General features: G+C 67.9%; 14 protein-coding genes and 1 pseudogene. 10 read left to right on the top strand and 5 right to left on the bottom strand.

Translation table 11 applies throughout. From position 1 onward, the window contains the following. Window positions 1-53: 53 nt before the first annotated feature. From MHZ91_RS27095 to MHZ91_RS27085, 3 genes are all read left to right on the top strand, one after another. Complete coding sequence (locus MHZ91_RS27095) at window positions 54-1,031, top strand: tripartite tricarboxylate transporter substrate binding protein (RefSeq protein WP_239216478.1); 978 nt, start codon at window positions 54-56, stop codon at window positions 1,029-1,031. Next, window positions 1,028-1,999 (top strand): BMP family ABC transporter substrate-binding protein, encoded by a 972-nt coding sequence (locus tag MHZ91_RS27090; protein WP_239216477.1) that lies wholly within the window; start codon window positions 1,028-1,030, stop codon window positions 1,997-1,999. The genes MHZ91_RS27095 and MHZ91_RS27090 overlap by 4 nt, the downstream gene beginning before the upstream one ends. Before the next feature lie 215 nt (window positions 2,000-2,214). Next, window positions 2,215-3,018 carry an aspartate dehydrogenase gene (locus MHZ91_RS27085; RefSeq protein WP_175183908.1) on the top strand — a complete coding sequence of 268 codons (804 nt, stop codon included), beginning with the start codon at window positions 2,215-2,217 and terminating at the stop codon, window positions 3,016-3,018. 61 nt (window positions 3,019-3,079) lie between these two features. Here MHZ91_RS27085 and MHZ91_RS27080 read toward each other — a convergent pair whose 3' ends face one another. Together MHZ91_RS27080 and MHZ91_RS27075 are read right to left on the bottom strand one after the other, a co-directional pair. After that, window positions 3,080-4,915 carry an ABC transporter ATP-binding protein/permease gene (locus tag MHZ91_RS27080; protein WP_239216476.1) on the bottom strand — a complete coding sequence of 612 codons (1,836 nt, stop codon included), beginning with the start codon at window positions 4,913-4,915 and terminating at the stop codon, window positions 3,080-3,082. Between the two features lie 132 nt (window positions 4,916-5,047). Next, window positions 5,048-5,935, bottom strand: a complete 888-nt coding sequence (locus tag MHZ91_RS27075) for a LysR family transcriptional regulator (protein WP_175123573.1) — start codon at window positions 5,933-5,935, stop codon at window positions 5,048-5,050. 133 nt (window positions 5,936-6,068) lie between these two features. Here MHZ91_RS27075 and MHZ91_RS27070 point away from each other — a divergent pair, with 133 nt between their 5' ends. The 5 genes from MHZ91_RS27070 (at window position 6,069) to MHZ91_RS27050 (ending at window position 9,222) form a co-directional block, all read left to right on the top strand. Beyond that, window positions 6,069-6,905 carry an amidohydrolase gene (locus tag MHZ91_RS27070; RefSeq protein WP_239216475.1) on the top strand — a complete coding sequence of 279 codons (837 nt, stop codon included), beginning with the start codon at window positions 6,069-6,071 and terminating at the stop codon, window positions 6,903-6,905. Then, a complete protein-coding gene (locus tag MHZ91_RS27065; protein WP_175123575.1) occupies window positions 6,902-7,891 on the top strand; it encodes a tripartite tricarboxylate transporter substrate binding protein in 990 nt (329 codons plus the stop codon). The genes MHZ91_RS27070 and MHZ91_RS27065 overlap by 4 nt, the downstream gene beginning before the upstream one ends. Window positions 7,892-8,099: 208 nt before the next feature. Continuing rightward, window positions 8,100-8,483 (top strand): RNA-binding S4 domain-containing protein, encoded by a 384-nt coding sequence (locus MHZ91_RS27060; protein WP_239216474.1) that lies wholly within the window; start codon window positions 8,100-8,102, stop codon window positions 8,481-8,483. Next, window positions 8,483-8,845, top strand: a complete 363-nt coding sequence (locus MHZ91_RS27055) for a translation initiation factor Sui1 (RefSeq protein WP_239216473.1) — start codon at window positions 8,483-8,485, stop codon at window positions 8,843-8,845. The genes MHZ91_RS27060 and MHZ91_RS27055 overlap by 1 nt, the downstream gene beginning before the upstream one ends. Window positions 8,846-8,871: 26 nt before the next feature. After that, the gene (locus tag MHZ91_RS27050) at window positions 8,872-9,222 is read left to right on the top strand and encodes a DOPA 4,5-dioxygenase family protein (protein ID WP_239216472.1); all 351 of its coding nucleotides are present in this window, start codon (window positions 8,872-8,874) and stop codon (window positions 9,220-9,222) included. A 4-nt stretch (window positions 9,223-9,226) separates the two neighbouring features. Here MHZ91_RS27050 and ppk2 read toward each other — a convergent pair whose 3' ends face one another. Beyond that, complete coding sequence (ppk2, locus tag MHZ91_RS27045) at window positions 9,227-10,423, bottom strand: polyphosphate kinase 2 (protein ID WP_239216471.1); 1,197 nt, start codon at window positions 10,421-10,423, stop codon at window positions 9,227-9,229. A 142-nt stretch (window positions 10,424-10,565) separates the two neighbouring features. On the opposite strand from ppk2, the gene MHZ91_RS27040 reads away from it, so the two are divergent. Beyond that, window positions 10,566-11,030: a hypothetical protein gene (locus tag MHZ91_RS27040; RefSeq protein WP_239216470.1), complete on the top strand. Its 465-nt coding sequence runs from the start codon at window positions 10,566-10,568 to the stop codon at window positions 11,028-11,030. Between the two features lie 85 nt (window positions 11,031-11,115). On the opposite strand, the gene MHZ91_RS27035 is transcribed toward MHZ91_RS27040, so the two are convergent. Further along, window positions 11,116-12,306 carry a PLP-dependent aspartate aminotransferase family protein gene (locus MHZ91_RS27035; RefSeq protein WP_175138130.1) on the bottom strand — a complete coding sequence of 397 codons (1,191 nt, stop codon included), beginning with the start codon at window positions 12,304-12,306 and terminating at the stop codon, window positions 11,116-11,118. 140 nt (window positions 12,307-12,446) lie between these two features. Between MHZ91_RS27035 and MHZ91_RS27030 the strand changes: the two genes are divergently transcribed. Further along, window positions 12,447-13,469 carry a hypothetical protein gene (locus MHZ91_RS27030; protein ID WP_239216469.1) on the top strand — a complete coding sequence of 341 codons (1,023 nt, stop codon included), beginning with the start codon at window positions 12,447-12,449 and terminating at the stop codon, window positions 13,467-13,469. Window positions 13,470-13,502: 33 nt separating this feature from the next. Here MHZ91_RS27030 and MHZ91_RS27025 read toward each other — a convergent pair. After that, window positions 13,503-13,663, bottom strand: a pseudogene (locus MHZ91_RS27025) (ABC transporter permease); the annotation flags it as partial.

Genomic DNA, 13,663 nt, shown 5'->3' with positions numbered 1-13,663 from the left:
TCTTACAGTGTGCGCCTTTGCCGCCATGCGGCCGCACGACAGAAGCTTTCGCCATGCCGATCTCCCGACGCAAATTCCTGCTTGCCAGCACGCTGGCGCTGCCGCTGGCTCGGCCTCGCCTGGCGCGCGCGTCAGACTGGCCCGCGCGTCCCATCCGTCTTGTCGTCACGTTCCCGCCCGGTGGCGCGAGCGACATCGCCGCGCGCATCATTGCGCCCGTGCTGGCCGAACGGCTGGGTCAGTCCATCGTCATCGAAAACAAGCCGGGCGCGGGCTCGACCATCGGCGCAAATCTTGTCGCACAGTCGCCCGCCGACGGCTACACGTTGCTGATGTCGAACTCGGCGCCCCTGTCGATCTCGCCGGCGCTGATGCCGCAGGGCGGGTACGACGCGCTGGCAAGCTTCCGCCATGTCGCCTACCTGGGCGCGGTGCCCACGGTGTTTGTCGTGCACCCGTCCGTGCCGGTGTCCAGCCTTGCCGAGCTGACCGCCTGGATCAAGGCGCAGGACCAGCCGGTGCAATACGGAAGCGGCGGGCTGGCGTCCGTGGGGCAGATCGTGGGCGAGCTGTATTCGCGGCAGACGGGCGCGCCGCTGCAGCACATCCCGTACAAGGGCTCCGGCGCCATGCGCAACGATCTGCTGGGCGGACAGATCCGCGTGGCGGTGGATGCCCTGCCGCAGAACCTGCCCTTCCTGCGTTCAGGGCAACTGCGTCTGTTGGCCGTCACCACGCAGGAGCGCGTGCCGCAGGCGCCCAGCATCGCTTCGGTGGGCGAACTGGGCTATCCGGGCCTGGTCGCGGAAAACTTCATCGGGCTCTCCGCCCCCGCGGGCCTGCCAGACGCGGTGGCCGTGCGGCTGCACGCGGAGGTCGGATCCGTGCTGGACAATCCGGACATTCGGGCCAAGCTCGAGGGCCAGGGCTTCGTGCTGGCGCAGAAGACGCCGGCGGAGTTCACCGATTTCGTGCGCCGGCAGGCCGATAGCTGGGGGCCGGTGGTGCGCGCGACGGGAGCCAGCCTGTGAGCGCCCGCCGTCTGCTCGTGCTGTTCGGCTTTCCCGGCCGGGGCGGCTTCAACGAGGCGGCATTGCAGGGCGCCGAGCGCGCGGCGCGTGCGGGCCATGCGCTGCACGAGGAATGGGTCGCGGCCACTGATCCGGCCGCGCGTGCCGAGCGCCTTGCGCAGTTGTGCAACGGCAACCCGGATCTGGTGATCGTGCACGGCGGCCAGGGCGACGTGCCCGTGGCCGAGGTGGCGCCGCATTTTCCGCGCATGCAGTTCGCCATCACCCAAGGCAGTCATACGGCGGCCAACGTCGCGAGCTATGAGATTCTGCAGGAGCATTCCGCGTTTCTTGCCGGGATTCTGGCCGGCTTGCGGGCGGAGGGAGACGGCGCGGGCGGCCTGGTCGCGGGTGGCCGCCCCGCGGATGGTCGCCCCGCGGATGGCCGCCCCGCACACCTCTCCGGCGAGCGCGTCCGGCCCGGTCTGAAGGGCCGCGCCGCCTTTGCCGACGGCGTGCGCCGCGTGACCGGCCGGGATCCGCTTACGGGTTTTTGCGGCAATCAGCACGACCCCGACCTGGGTGAGGCCTGGACACGTGCGCTCGCCGCACAACGCGCCCGCGTGCTGTTCGCGATGATGGATGGCGGCCGCGACGGCGTCACGCGCGCCTGCCGCGAGGCCGGCATCTGGCAGATCGGCAACGTGCTGGATTGGGTGGCCCGCGATCCGGAGGTCTATCTGGCATCGGCGCTCGCGGACTCCGGCCTGTGCGTGGAGCGCGCGGCCGCGGACCACGCCGCGGGCGCGCTGGCCGTGGGACGCATCACACGTTTCGGCCTGGAGGCTGCGGCCTCGTTGCGGCTGGTGCTGGGCGCAGACGTCACTGCCTACGAGCGGCGCGAGCTGGACGCCTGGTCTGGGCGCCTGGCGTCCGGCGAGATCGAGATTGCCAGCCACTACGACGGCGAGGAATTCGCGCTGTCGTAGATGCCCTCGCAGCGACACCGCGCCGGCAACATGTGGCGCGTTGCGGGCGACGTGACCCACGGCCCTGCGCACACGTCTCCCCAGCCTTGCGGGCATCCCGCATTGACGCGTCGCGATGCCGTGGCTACAGTGGCCGGCAGTCTTGCGGCACGGCCTTTGCGCCGCATTCCCGAACCGCCTGCGGTCCCGCCGTTGGCCCAACACTCCGGATACCCATGAACAGCTTCCGCGTCGGCATCGCCGGCTTCGGCGCCATCGGCCAGGCCGTGGCGCAATCCCTGGATGCGGGCCTGCCCGGCCTGACCCTCGCCGCCGTCGCGGTGCGCGATCCCAACGCCCCGCCCGCCTTCGACTGGAAGAACGGCGCGCCCACGTTCACCACCATCGGCGGGCTTACCGAGCACTGCGATGTGGTGGTGGAATGCGCGCCCGCTGCCGTGTTCCGCGACATCGCCGAACCCGTGCTGCGTGCCGGCAAGAAGATGGTGGTGCTCAGTTCGGGCGCGTTGCTGCGTCACGAAGACCTGATCGGCATCGCGGGCCAGCATGGTGGCCAGGTCATCGTGCCGTCGGGCGCCATTCTTGGGCTGGACGCCATCACCGCCGCCGCGGAAGGCGTCATCCACTCGGTCACGATGATCACCCGCAAACCGGTGCGCGGCCTGCTCGGCGCGCCCTACCTTACCGAAAACAACATCGACATCGAAGGCATCACCGAACCGCGCCTGATCTTCCGCGGCTCGCCGCGCGAGGCCGCCGTGGGCTTTCCGGCCAACCTCAACGTGGCCGTCAGCGTGTCGCTGGCGGGCATCGGCCCGGACCGCACCACGCTGGAAATCTGGGCAGATCCCTCACTCGAACGCAACGTGCATCGCGTCGAGGTCGTGTCGGATTCCGCCTCGTTCTCGGTGGAAATCCAGAACATTCCCTCCGCCAATCCCAAGACCGGCCGCATCACCGCGCAAAGCGTGATTGCCGCGCTGCGCAAGCTGACCGGACCGCTGCGCGTAGGGACCTGATTTTCGGCAAGACGTGCAAAAGGCCGCTACGTGCGGTCTTTTGCATGTGCAGCGCAGTCCCTCAGGCCGCCGCCCTGCGCAACGCCTCGCCGTGGCGCGACGCCGGCATCGGGCCGACCTTCCAATGGCCCGCTCCATCCAGATCCAGCCGCTGCGTATGGAAAGCATCCAGCGTGCTGCGATGGCCCACGCTGACCAGCATGCTGTCCGGCAACGCGTCGCGCAGCAGGCTGTACAGCATGTGTTCCAGTCCTTCGTCCGTGGCCGAAGTGGCCTCGTCCAGAAACACCAGCGCCGGCCGGTTGTACAGCACGCGCGCAAACGCGATGCGCTGCTGCTCGCCCAGCGACAACACGCGCGACCAGTCGTGCACCTCGTCGAGCCGGCTGGCCAGATGCCCCAGGTTGACCTGCCTGAGCGCGTCGGCCAGGCGCGCGTCGTCGGCCGGCTGCGCCAGTCCCGGATACGCCACCGCGCCGCGCAGGTCGCCCAGCGGCAGATAAGGCCGCTGCGACAGGAACAACGCGGACTCGCCTTGCGGCCGCCGCACCTCGCCGCTGGCATACGGCCACAGGCCCGCCAGCGCGCGCAGCAAGGTCGTCTTGCCGCTACCCGACGGCCCCTTGATCAGCAGGGCCTGACCGGGATGCAAGCGCAGGTTCAGGTTTTCCAGAAGACGCGCGCCATCCGGGCGCGACACGTTCAGGCCTTCGATCTGCAGCCCATCCGGCAGGGCTTGCGTCTGCACCTGCGGCAGCGCGCGCGCGGCCTCGTTGGCGTCCAGGAATCCGTTCAGACGATCCAGCGTGGCGCGGTACTGCGCGAACGTGTCGTACGAACTGCGAAAGAACGACAGCGATTCCTGGACCTGCCCGAACGCCTGCGACGTCTGCATGACATCGCCCAGTTTGATTGCCCCGCTGAAGAAACGCGGCGCCTGCAGGATGAACGGAAACACCACCGCGATCTGGCTGACCGACAGGTTGAAGCCGTCGAACTTCAAGCCCCGGTACACGCGCTGCCAGAGATTGGCGATGTAGGACGTGAAGCGGGTCCACAGGGTCGCGCGCTCGACTTCCTCGCCCTGGTAGAACGCGACGTTCTCGGCGTTCTCGCGCAGGCGCACCAGCGCATAACGGAAGTTGGCGGTCAGACGCTCGGACAGGAAGTTCAGCTTGATGAGCGGACGCCCGATCTTGAAGGCCAGCCACGTGGCGACGATGACGTACAGGTACACCACGAACACCATGGCGCGCGGGATATCGACGCCGCCGAGTGTCAACGGACCTGACAACCCCCACAGGATCGACGTGAAGGCCACCAGCGACACGATCGCGCTCAGCGCGCCGATGGCCAGCGTGCGCGAGCCCGTCACGAACTGCGCAATGTCCTGCTCGATCCGCTGGTCGGGGTTGTCGACGGGTTCGGCCAGGAAGTGTCCGCGGTAGTAGGCGCCCGCGCCCAGCCAGTCGCGCGTCAGCCGATCATTCAGCCAGACGCGCCAATGGATGTCGAAGGCCTGCCCCACATAGCTGTCGGCCAGGCTGCGCACCACATGCACGGTGGCCAGCACGGCGAAAATGCCCAGAAAGTGCCAGAAGACGGCCTGATCCAGCGCCTGCAGGGCGCTGTAGAAGCCGTTGTACCAAAACGAGAACAGCACGGTCATGCGCACCGCGAACATCGCCAGGAACAGCAGCAGCGCCAGCGTCAGCATCGGACGCCAACTGCGGCGCGGCGTGAGATACGGCCAGGCCAGCCGCCAGAATTTGCGGCCCCAGACGGTGGTGCGGGTCAGTACGAGCGTGACCAGCGCCAGCGCGACGGCGGAGATGCCGAATGCGCGCACGAGCCACAGGGCGCTTTCCGCGAGTTGCTGCTGCCAATTCAGATCCATGAGCCCGGAACCTCGCAAAGACGTTCCTGGTTAGACGGCGGGATCGACGGCAGTTCCGGCAAAAACGCGGTTTTAAGCGTCGCTTAAGCCTGATTGAAGGACGTTGAAGGGCCGTTGAAAGCCGTGACGCTCTTATTCGGATCTGAGATCCAGATTGGCGAACAGATCCGCCAGCGTCGGCACGCTGCGCGCCGGCCAGATCGCGCTCAAGTCGAAGCTGGGCAGACGCTCGCCATCGCGCACTTCGCAAAAGCGGACGCCCCGAAATCCCATGGACCGGATCCAGCTGGGCAGCAAGGCCACGCCACAACCGCCCGCCACGCACGACAGCACCGTCAGCGTGAGGCTCGCCTCCTGGTTCACGTGCGCATCGTGGCCGCCCTTGCGCATGGCATCCAGGATGGCCGCATAAAATGCCGGCAGTTGCGTCTGCGGGTACATCACCAGGCCGGCCTGCGCGATCTGCGCCATCGACACCTGGCCGTCGGCATCGACCTCGAATTCGTCGGGCACGGCGGCCACCAGCCGGTCGCGCAACAGCTGGCGCTCTCGCATGCGGCCGCCGACGGCGACGGGCGTGTGCATCAGGCCGATGTCGATGTCGCCGGTCTGCAAAGCCTCGGCCTGTTGGGCGTTGCTCATTTCACGCAGGATGATGCGCACGCCGGGCGCCTGCTTGCGCATCTGTCGCAGCGCGCGGGGCAAGGTGTCAAAGAGCGCCGAGGACACGAGTCCCACCGTCAACTGGCCCGCGCTGCCCCGCCCGATCTCCCTGGCGCGCCGGGCCGCCGCATCAATGCGGGCGACGCTGGCGCGCACGTCCTCCAGGATGGCCTGCGCGGCGGGCGTGGGCGTCGTGCCCTGCCGCGACCGCTCGAACAGGCGCACGCCCAGGTCTTTTTCCATGCGCGTCAACGCCTGGCTCAGCGCCGGCTGCGCGATGCCCAGCCAGTCCGAGGCGCGGCTCACGCTGCCGTGGTCAACCACTGCCAGGAAGTACCGCAGATGCCGGGTTTCCATATCGTTCCAATATATTTAATGCGCCTTTCCAGAATGGAAAACTATACCCCGACTTCCTAGAATCCCGACTTACAGAACACTACATAGCGCGTCGCCGTTCCGAGAGAGCGGTGCGCCGCATGAGGAGACCGCTTTGCCCTCGCCGATTCCAGGCGCCGCCGTCGACACCCACGCCCACGTGTTTCACCAAGGCCTCGCCTTGGCCAACCCGCGCCGTCACACGCCCGACTACGACGCCACGCTGGCCGAGTACCTGGGGCTGCTGGACGCGCACGGCTTGACCCACGGCGTCCTGGTGCAGCCCAGTTTCCTGGGCACGGACAACAGCCATCTGGTCGAGGCGCTGCGTGCCGCCCCCGCCCGCCTGCGCGGCGTGGCCGTCGTGGCGCAGGATGCCAGCGAATCCGAACTGCAGGCCCTGGCCGACGCCGGCGTGGTCGGCATCCGTCTGAACCTTTTCGGCCTGGACACGCCCGCGCTGCAGACGCTGGCGTGGCAGGTGCTGCTGGCCCGCGTCAATGCCCTGAACTGGCACGTTGAAGTGCACTTGCAAGCCGCGCGCCTGGACGGCGTGTTGCCGGCCTTGCTGGCGGCCGGCTGCCGCATCGTGGTAGACCATTTCGGCCGCCCGGATCCCGCGCTCGGCGTCCTGGACGCAGGCTTCCAATACCTGCTGCGCCAGGCGGACAGCGGCCGGATCTGGGTCAAGCTGGCCGCGCCGTACCGCAACTGGGCGGCGCCGGCCTGCGCCGCGGCCGGCCGTCTGGCCACGCAGCAATTGCTGGACGCCTACACCCCTGAACGCCTGATGTGGGGCAGCGACTGGCCCCATACCGAACATCGCCACCTGGCGTCCTATCCCGCCGCGACGCAGTGGCTGGACGCCTGGATCGACGACCCCGCGCAACGGCGCACCGTACTCGCCGACACGCCGTTGCGGCTATTCCAATTCCAAGGAGACGCTCCATGACCCCTCTGTTCAAACGCCTGGCGCACCGTAGCGCGCTGTTCGCCGCCGCCGGCCTGCTGGCTGGCGCTGCCGGCGCCGCGCACGCCGCCTACCCCGAACGCGCCGTCACGCTGGTCGTGACCTACCCGCCCGGCGGCACCGTGGACGTGGTCGCCCGCCTGATCGGCCCGAAGCTCGCGGCCGAACTCGGCCAGCCCGTCGTCATCGAAAACCGCGGCGGCGCCGGCGGCATGATCGGCGGCGCGGTCGTCGCCAAGGCCCAGCCCGACGGCTACACGCTGATGCTGGACGCTTCCAACCACGCGCAGAACCCCGCGCTGCACAGCAAGATGCAGTTCGACACGCTGTCGGCCTTCGCGCCCGTGTCGCTGCTGCTGCGCGTGCCCAACGTGCTGGTCGTGACGCCGTCGTATGAAGTGAAGTCGGTCGGCGACCTGATCAAGCTCGGTCAGCCCGATGCCAAGGAGCCGGTGTACTTCGCGTCGGCCGGCCCCGGCTCCGCCCAGCACCTGGCGGGTGAACTGTTCAACCTGCTGGCCAAGACGCAGTTGCAGCACGTCGCGTACAAGGGCGGCGGCCCGGCCATGATCGACGTGATGTCGGGCCAGGTCCCCGTCATGTTCGCAAGCATGGGCTCGGCCTGGCAGCACGTGAAGAACGGCAAGCTGCGCGCCGTGGCCGTCGGCGGGCTGGAACGCTCCAAGACCGCGCCCGAATTGCCCACCATCGCCGAGTCGGGCGTGCCGGGCTACGAGACCTACGAATGGAACGCCGTGTTCGCCCCGGCCGGCACGCCGCCCGCCATCGTCGAGCAGGTCTCGCAGGCGCTGGCCAAGGTGCTTAAGGATCCCACGATTGCCGAGCAGCTTGCCGGCATCGGCGCCGAGCCCATCGGCTCCACACCCGCCGAACTGGACACGTTCCGCCGCGCCGAAATCGAGAAGTGGCAGCGCGTCGTGAAGGAAGCTGGATTGAAGCTGGATTGAGTACTGCCGGGCCCCACGGCCCGGACACCGCGTAGCCGGTTTGCGGCGCTCTTCGGGGCGCCGCTTTTTTTTTTTTGCCCTGCGCGGTCGCCATTGCGGCAACGGTTGGCGACGCGCGCGCGGGTGCATGCCATGCCCGCCGGCGCTTCCGGTCTCCGGGCGGCGCTATCATGACGCCTTGACTAGCTTTACCGCAGGAACCCGCAGGATGGACAAGATCCGGCTCGACAAATGGCTTTGGGCGGCGCGCTTCTACAAGACGCGCAGCCTGGCTTCGGATGAAATCGGCAAGGGCCGCGTGTTCGTGAACGGACAGCCCGCCAAGCCCGCGCGCGAGGTCGGCGCGGGCGATATGATCACGGTACGCAAGGAAGACCCCGCCGTGCAGGTGCGCGTCGTGGCCGTCAGCGGCGTGCGCGGGCCTGCCCCGGTTGCGCGCCAACTGTACGAAGAGACGCCCGAAAGCGTGGCCGCCCGCGAACGCGCCGCCGAAATGCGCCGCCTCGCGCCGGAGCCGGCACTGGGCATCGAAGCGGGGCGCCCCACCAAGCGTGACCGCCGTCTCATCGACCAGATGCGGGGCAAATCCTGATGAAGCGCGGCGCAACCGGCGGCCTGGTCTATTCCACCGAAACCGGGCGCATGTGCCCGCAATGCCGTCAGCCCCTCGCGCAATGTCAATGCAAGGCGGCGGCCGCGAAAGTCCCGGCAGGTGACGGCGTGGCGCGGGTCTCGCGTGAAACCAAGGGCCGCGGCGGCAAGAGCGTGACGCTGGTGCGCGGACTGGCGCTGGCGCCCGACGCCTTGAACGCGCTGGGCAAGCAGCTGCGGACCGCGTGCGGTTCGGGCGGCACCGTCAAGGACGGCGTGATCGAGGTGCAGGGCGACCACTGCGACCGCATCCTCGAGGCGCTGACGAAACAGGGCCACCGCGCCAAGCGCGCGGGCGGCTGAACCGTATCAGGTATCAGGACAGAACAATGGAAATTTCCGTGACGGACGTCGCGAGCTGGCATGCCCATGTGTACTTCGACGCGGCAAGCCGCGACACCGCGTTCGCCCTGTGCGAACGGATTGTCGCGACGTTTGACGGCAAGATGGAAATGGGGCGCTTCCATGAGCGCCCCGTGGGCCCGCATCCGCAATGGAGCTACCAGATTGCCTTTGACCCGCAGCACCTGGCCGAGATCGCCACGTGGCTCACGCTGAACCACGGAGCGCTGGATGTCTTCATGCACCCGAACACCGGCCATTCGCTGCGCGACCACCGCGACTGCGCGGTGTGGATTGGACGCAGCCACGTGTTGAACCTGGCTGCGCTGGGCGGCTGAAGCCTTACAGCGCCCGGCCAACGATCAGCGAGTCGATCGCCATCTGCGGGTCGTCGCTCTTGCCCTCGTAAGGCAGGCGGCTCAGCACATAACGCATGGCGTTCAGACGGGCGCGCTTCTTGCAGTCGGACTTGACCACGATCCACGGCGCGTCGGCGGTGTCGGTGTGGGCAAACATGGCTTCCTTGGCGCGCGTGTAGTCGTCCCACTTGTCCAGCGACGCCAGATCGACCGGGCTCAGCTTCCATTGCTTGAGCGGATGCACCTTGCGTTGCTGGAAGCGGCTGCGCTGTTCTTCCTGGCTGACCGAAAACCACAGCTTGATCAGCGTGATGCCGCTGCTGACCAGATGGCGCTCGAAATCTGGCGTCTGGCGCAGGAACGCCAGGTATTCGTCCTGCGAGCAAAAGCCCATCACGCGTTCGACGCCGGCGCGGTTGTACCAGGAGCGATCAAACATGACGATCTCGCCGGCGGTCGGCAGGTGTTGCACGTAACGCTGGAAGTACCACTGGCCCTTTTCGGTATCGGACGGTTTTTCCAGTGCGACCACGCGCGCGCCGCGCGGATTCAGGTGTTCCATCATGCGCTTGATCGTGCCGCCCTTGCCCGCGGCGTCGCGCCCCTCGAACAGGATCACGACGCGCTGGCCGGTGGCCTTGACCCACGCCTGCAGCTTCAGCAGTTCGACCTGCAGCTTGTACTTCTGCTTTTCGTAATTGCGCCGCAGCATGCGGTGACGATACGGATAGACGCCCTCGCGCCAATCTCCGGCCAGCTCGTCGTCGGGATTGCGGCGCGCGCCCGGGGTCTGACGGTTGGCTTCCAGCAGCGCACGATGCACCGCCTGCGCGTCGTCGGGCGACAGCGCGTCGATGACGGTGCGCAGCGCCGCGTGCGCCTCGCCGGGATTGCCGATGGTGTAGCGGCTGGCGATATCGGCCAGCACCGCCGCGGTCTCCTGCCGCGCCGCGTCCTGCCGCGCGGCCACGCGCTTGCGCAATTCAAGGGCCGGTTCAACGGCGGGGTCGATGGCGGCCCCTGCAACGCCGGCCGGCTTCGCCACACCCTTGGCGGCGCGCGTGACGGGCGCGCGGCGCGTGCTTGCCGTACGCTTGGCGGCGCCTTGGCCGCTGCTGGACCGCTTGGCGGGCGCCGGCGGGGCGTCTTGATCGGGGGCTGGCGATGTCTTGTCGGTCATTGGTCCTGTCCTTGCTGCGCAAACGTCAAACCCTAACGTGCGCCACGGCACGCCGCGTTGATGGGGATCAACGGTTGTAACATTTTTTCACGAACCCGGCCCCATTACACTGCACGTCCCTCATCCCCTCATTCGCGACGCCATGTGGTCACGCATCAAGCGATGGTTTGCCGGTCCGCCACCGGCCGAAGATCCCTTGCAGGAAATCGTGCGCTTTGATGACGCCGGCCTCACGCGGTCGGGCGAGCTGGCACGCGCCATGGGATTGCAGCAGTTCTGGCCCTGGCGCGACGTGCATGAGTTCGGCTTCGCGTTCACCCAGGCGATCTATCCGGATCCCTGGTTTGGCGACTACATGGAAAGCCTGTGGTTCGTTCGCGTGGCCAACGAAGACGGCGGGCTGATGCGGATGGAGTTCGACGAGCGCGTGCTGGATATCAACGACCTGCCGCCCGCCCTGCTTCGCAACATGCCGGGACTCGACATGGACGTGCTGCGGGCAGGACTGGCGACCGCCGCGCGGGGGCTGCGCCATTACGAAGGCGAAGGCGAATGGGTGGCATGGCGGCGCGACGTTTCCGAGGAACAGCCGTCATCGCCGGCCTGATCGCCGCCCCCTCGACGTCGTGTTTGCCGCCCTTTGCGTCTCGTTGATTGCTGTCCTCGACAGCAGATCCGATGCCCGGCCCCGGCTACACGCGATCCAGTCCCTGTTTGAGATCCGCCAGAATGTCCGCCGGCGTTTCCAGCCCGACCGACAGCCGCAGCAGGCCTTCCGACAGCCCATAGCGTTCGCGGTCCTCGGCCGAGTAGCTGGCATGCGTCATCGACGCCGGATGCTGGATCAGCGTCTCGGGATCGCCCAGGCTGACCGCGATGCGCGCCAGCTTCAGGCTGTTCAGCAGCGTCTTTCCCGCCGCAAGGCCACCCTTCAGCTCAAAAGCCACCAGCCCGCCGCCCGCCGCCTGCTGGCGTTGCGCAATGTCGGCGCCCGCCGTGCCGGACAGGCCCGGATAGAACACGTCGGCCACCGCCGGATGCTCGCGCAGCAGCTTGGCCACCTTCAGCGCGGACTCGCTATGGCGCTGCACCCGCAGCTCCAGCGTCTTGATCCCGCGCAGCACCAGGAACGCCGTGAACGGCGACAGCGTCGCGCCCGTGAAATAGCGCAGGCCTTGCAGCCGGATGGCGTCGATGTGCTGCTTGCGGCCCACCACCGCGCCCGCCAGCAGGTCGCCGTGCCCGCCCAGGTACTTGGTGGCCGAATGCAGCACGATGTCCGCACCGTGCTCAAGCGGCCGCTGCAGCACCGGCGTGGCGAAGGTGTTGTCGACGATGGTCAGCAGCCCCTTGCCACGCGCGATGGCCGAGATGGCCGCAATGTCTACCAGGCGCAGATTCGGGTTGGCGGGCGTCTCGAAGTACACCGCCCGGGTCTTGGGGCCGATGGCCGCGGCCACGGACTGCGGCTGGGTGAAATCCGCGAATACGGCGCGCACGCCGAATCGGGACAGCCCCTGCGTGAACAGCGTGAAGGCCGTGCCATAGACGATCTGGTCGACCACGATCTCGTCCCCGCTTTGCAGCAGCGAGAACAGGGTGGCCGAAATGGCCGCCATGCCCGACGCCGTGACCACGCCGGCCTCGGCGCCTTCCAGCGATGCCAGCCGCTCTTCCAGCAGCGCCTGTGTCGGATTACGCGTCCGGCCGTAGACATAGCCTTGGGCCTCGCCGAGCCGGATCCGGTCGAAGGCCTCGATGCTGTCCTGCGTGTAGGTGGACGTCAGATACAGCGGCGGCGACAGCGCGCCCTGTTCGTCCAGCGGATCGTAGCCCAGGTGGATGGCGCGAGTCGCAAAACCCTGCTGCGCGTGGTCGGTCATGGTGTTCACTCCTGTCATGGGTGGGTGCAGGGGCGCATCGCGCCTGCCTGGAAATCGGAAATTGCCGCCAGCCCGCGGCATTGACGGGGCCGAAGCGAGTCTTTACAGTCAAACGCCGTATCCCCGTTTTCGTGCGCGACATGAACGACCCGCAAGCGCCCGCCACGGCCGCCGGCCCGGCGGTTCCCCCCGCGACACCGCCCCAACCCGGCTGGCTGCTCAAGGCCGCCACCTGTCTGGTCTATTCCGGGGTGCTGGCGTGGGCGGTCTACAGCAGCCGGCCCGCCACCATGCTGGACGTGGCCAAGCTGGCCTTCGGCGGGGCCATTCTTCTGGGCCTCGTGCTGTTTGTCGTCCTGAGCGTCTTTTCGCTCTGGACCCGCTTTCGCACGCCGCGCAACCGCTTGCGCATCATGCTGGGCTCGGGGGTGTGCCTGCTGGCCGCCGTGGCCGGGCCGCTGGCCGAGCGCAACCACGACAACCGCCAGCGCGACATCGCCAACACCGAAATCCGCAAGGCCATCGACGCGCTGCGCCTGCAGGCCGGCGGCGGCAGTGGCGCGCCCGAAGACGTGCCCGCCATCGACCCCTTCCCCAAAGCCACCGGCCCGTACGGCGAAATGGAACGGGCCATGAAGACCATCGCGGGCAAACGGCTGGCGCAGCATCGCGCCTACCTGCAGGAACTCAAGGAAATCGGCCTGCCCAAGCTGTTCGACGCCCGGCGCTTGGCGCGCGACTCGGGCCTGATCGAAAGCCGCCTGATCCTGGAACAGGCCGAAAAGCTTGTGCCGGGGTACCGCGAACAAAGCATGGAAGTCTTGAACGGCATGCCGGCGCTGGTGCGTTCGCTGACCATCGCCGAGCCGGAAAAGGACAAGATCCTGAAGGCGCTGCAGGACTCGCGGGCGGCCAGCACCGAAAAGCTGGCGCGCGTCTGGGACCTGGAAACGCAGATCCTGCACGAGTTCGGGATGATGATCACGCTGCTCGATGACAACCGGCAGTTCTGGTACGCGGACCGCGACGAGCTGATGTTCGGCCGCGACGCCGATCTGGCGCGCTTTCATCAGCATCAGGACGCCGTCAACCGGCTGGCCGGCGAGCAGGAGAAGCTGGCGACGCAGTCCCTGGCCGCCATGCCGCAAGCGCCCTTGCGCTGAACCGGATGATGTCACGCGCGCGGCTCGCATCGTTCACCGCTTGTGGTCGGCGCGGCGCGACAGCCACTCGCCGGTGAACTGCACGATCGACACCAGCGCGATCAGGATGACGATCACCTCGAACATCACCCGGGTCTCGTAGCGCTCGTAGCCATAGCGGATCGCGAGGTCGCCCAGGCCGCCCGCCCCCACCG

Source organism: Achromobacter sp. ACRQX (assembly GCF_022346505.1).
In the GTDB taxonomy this organism is placed as follows: domain Bacteria; phylum Pseudomonadota; class Gammaproteobacteria; order Burkholderiales; family Burkholderiaceae_B; genus Achromobacter; species Achromobacter animicus.
Note: the sequence above shows the minus strand (reverse complement) of the source record. Positions and strands in the feature narration are given on the sequence as shown.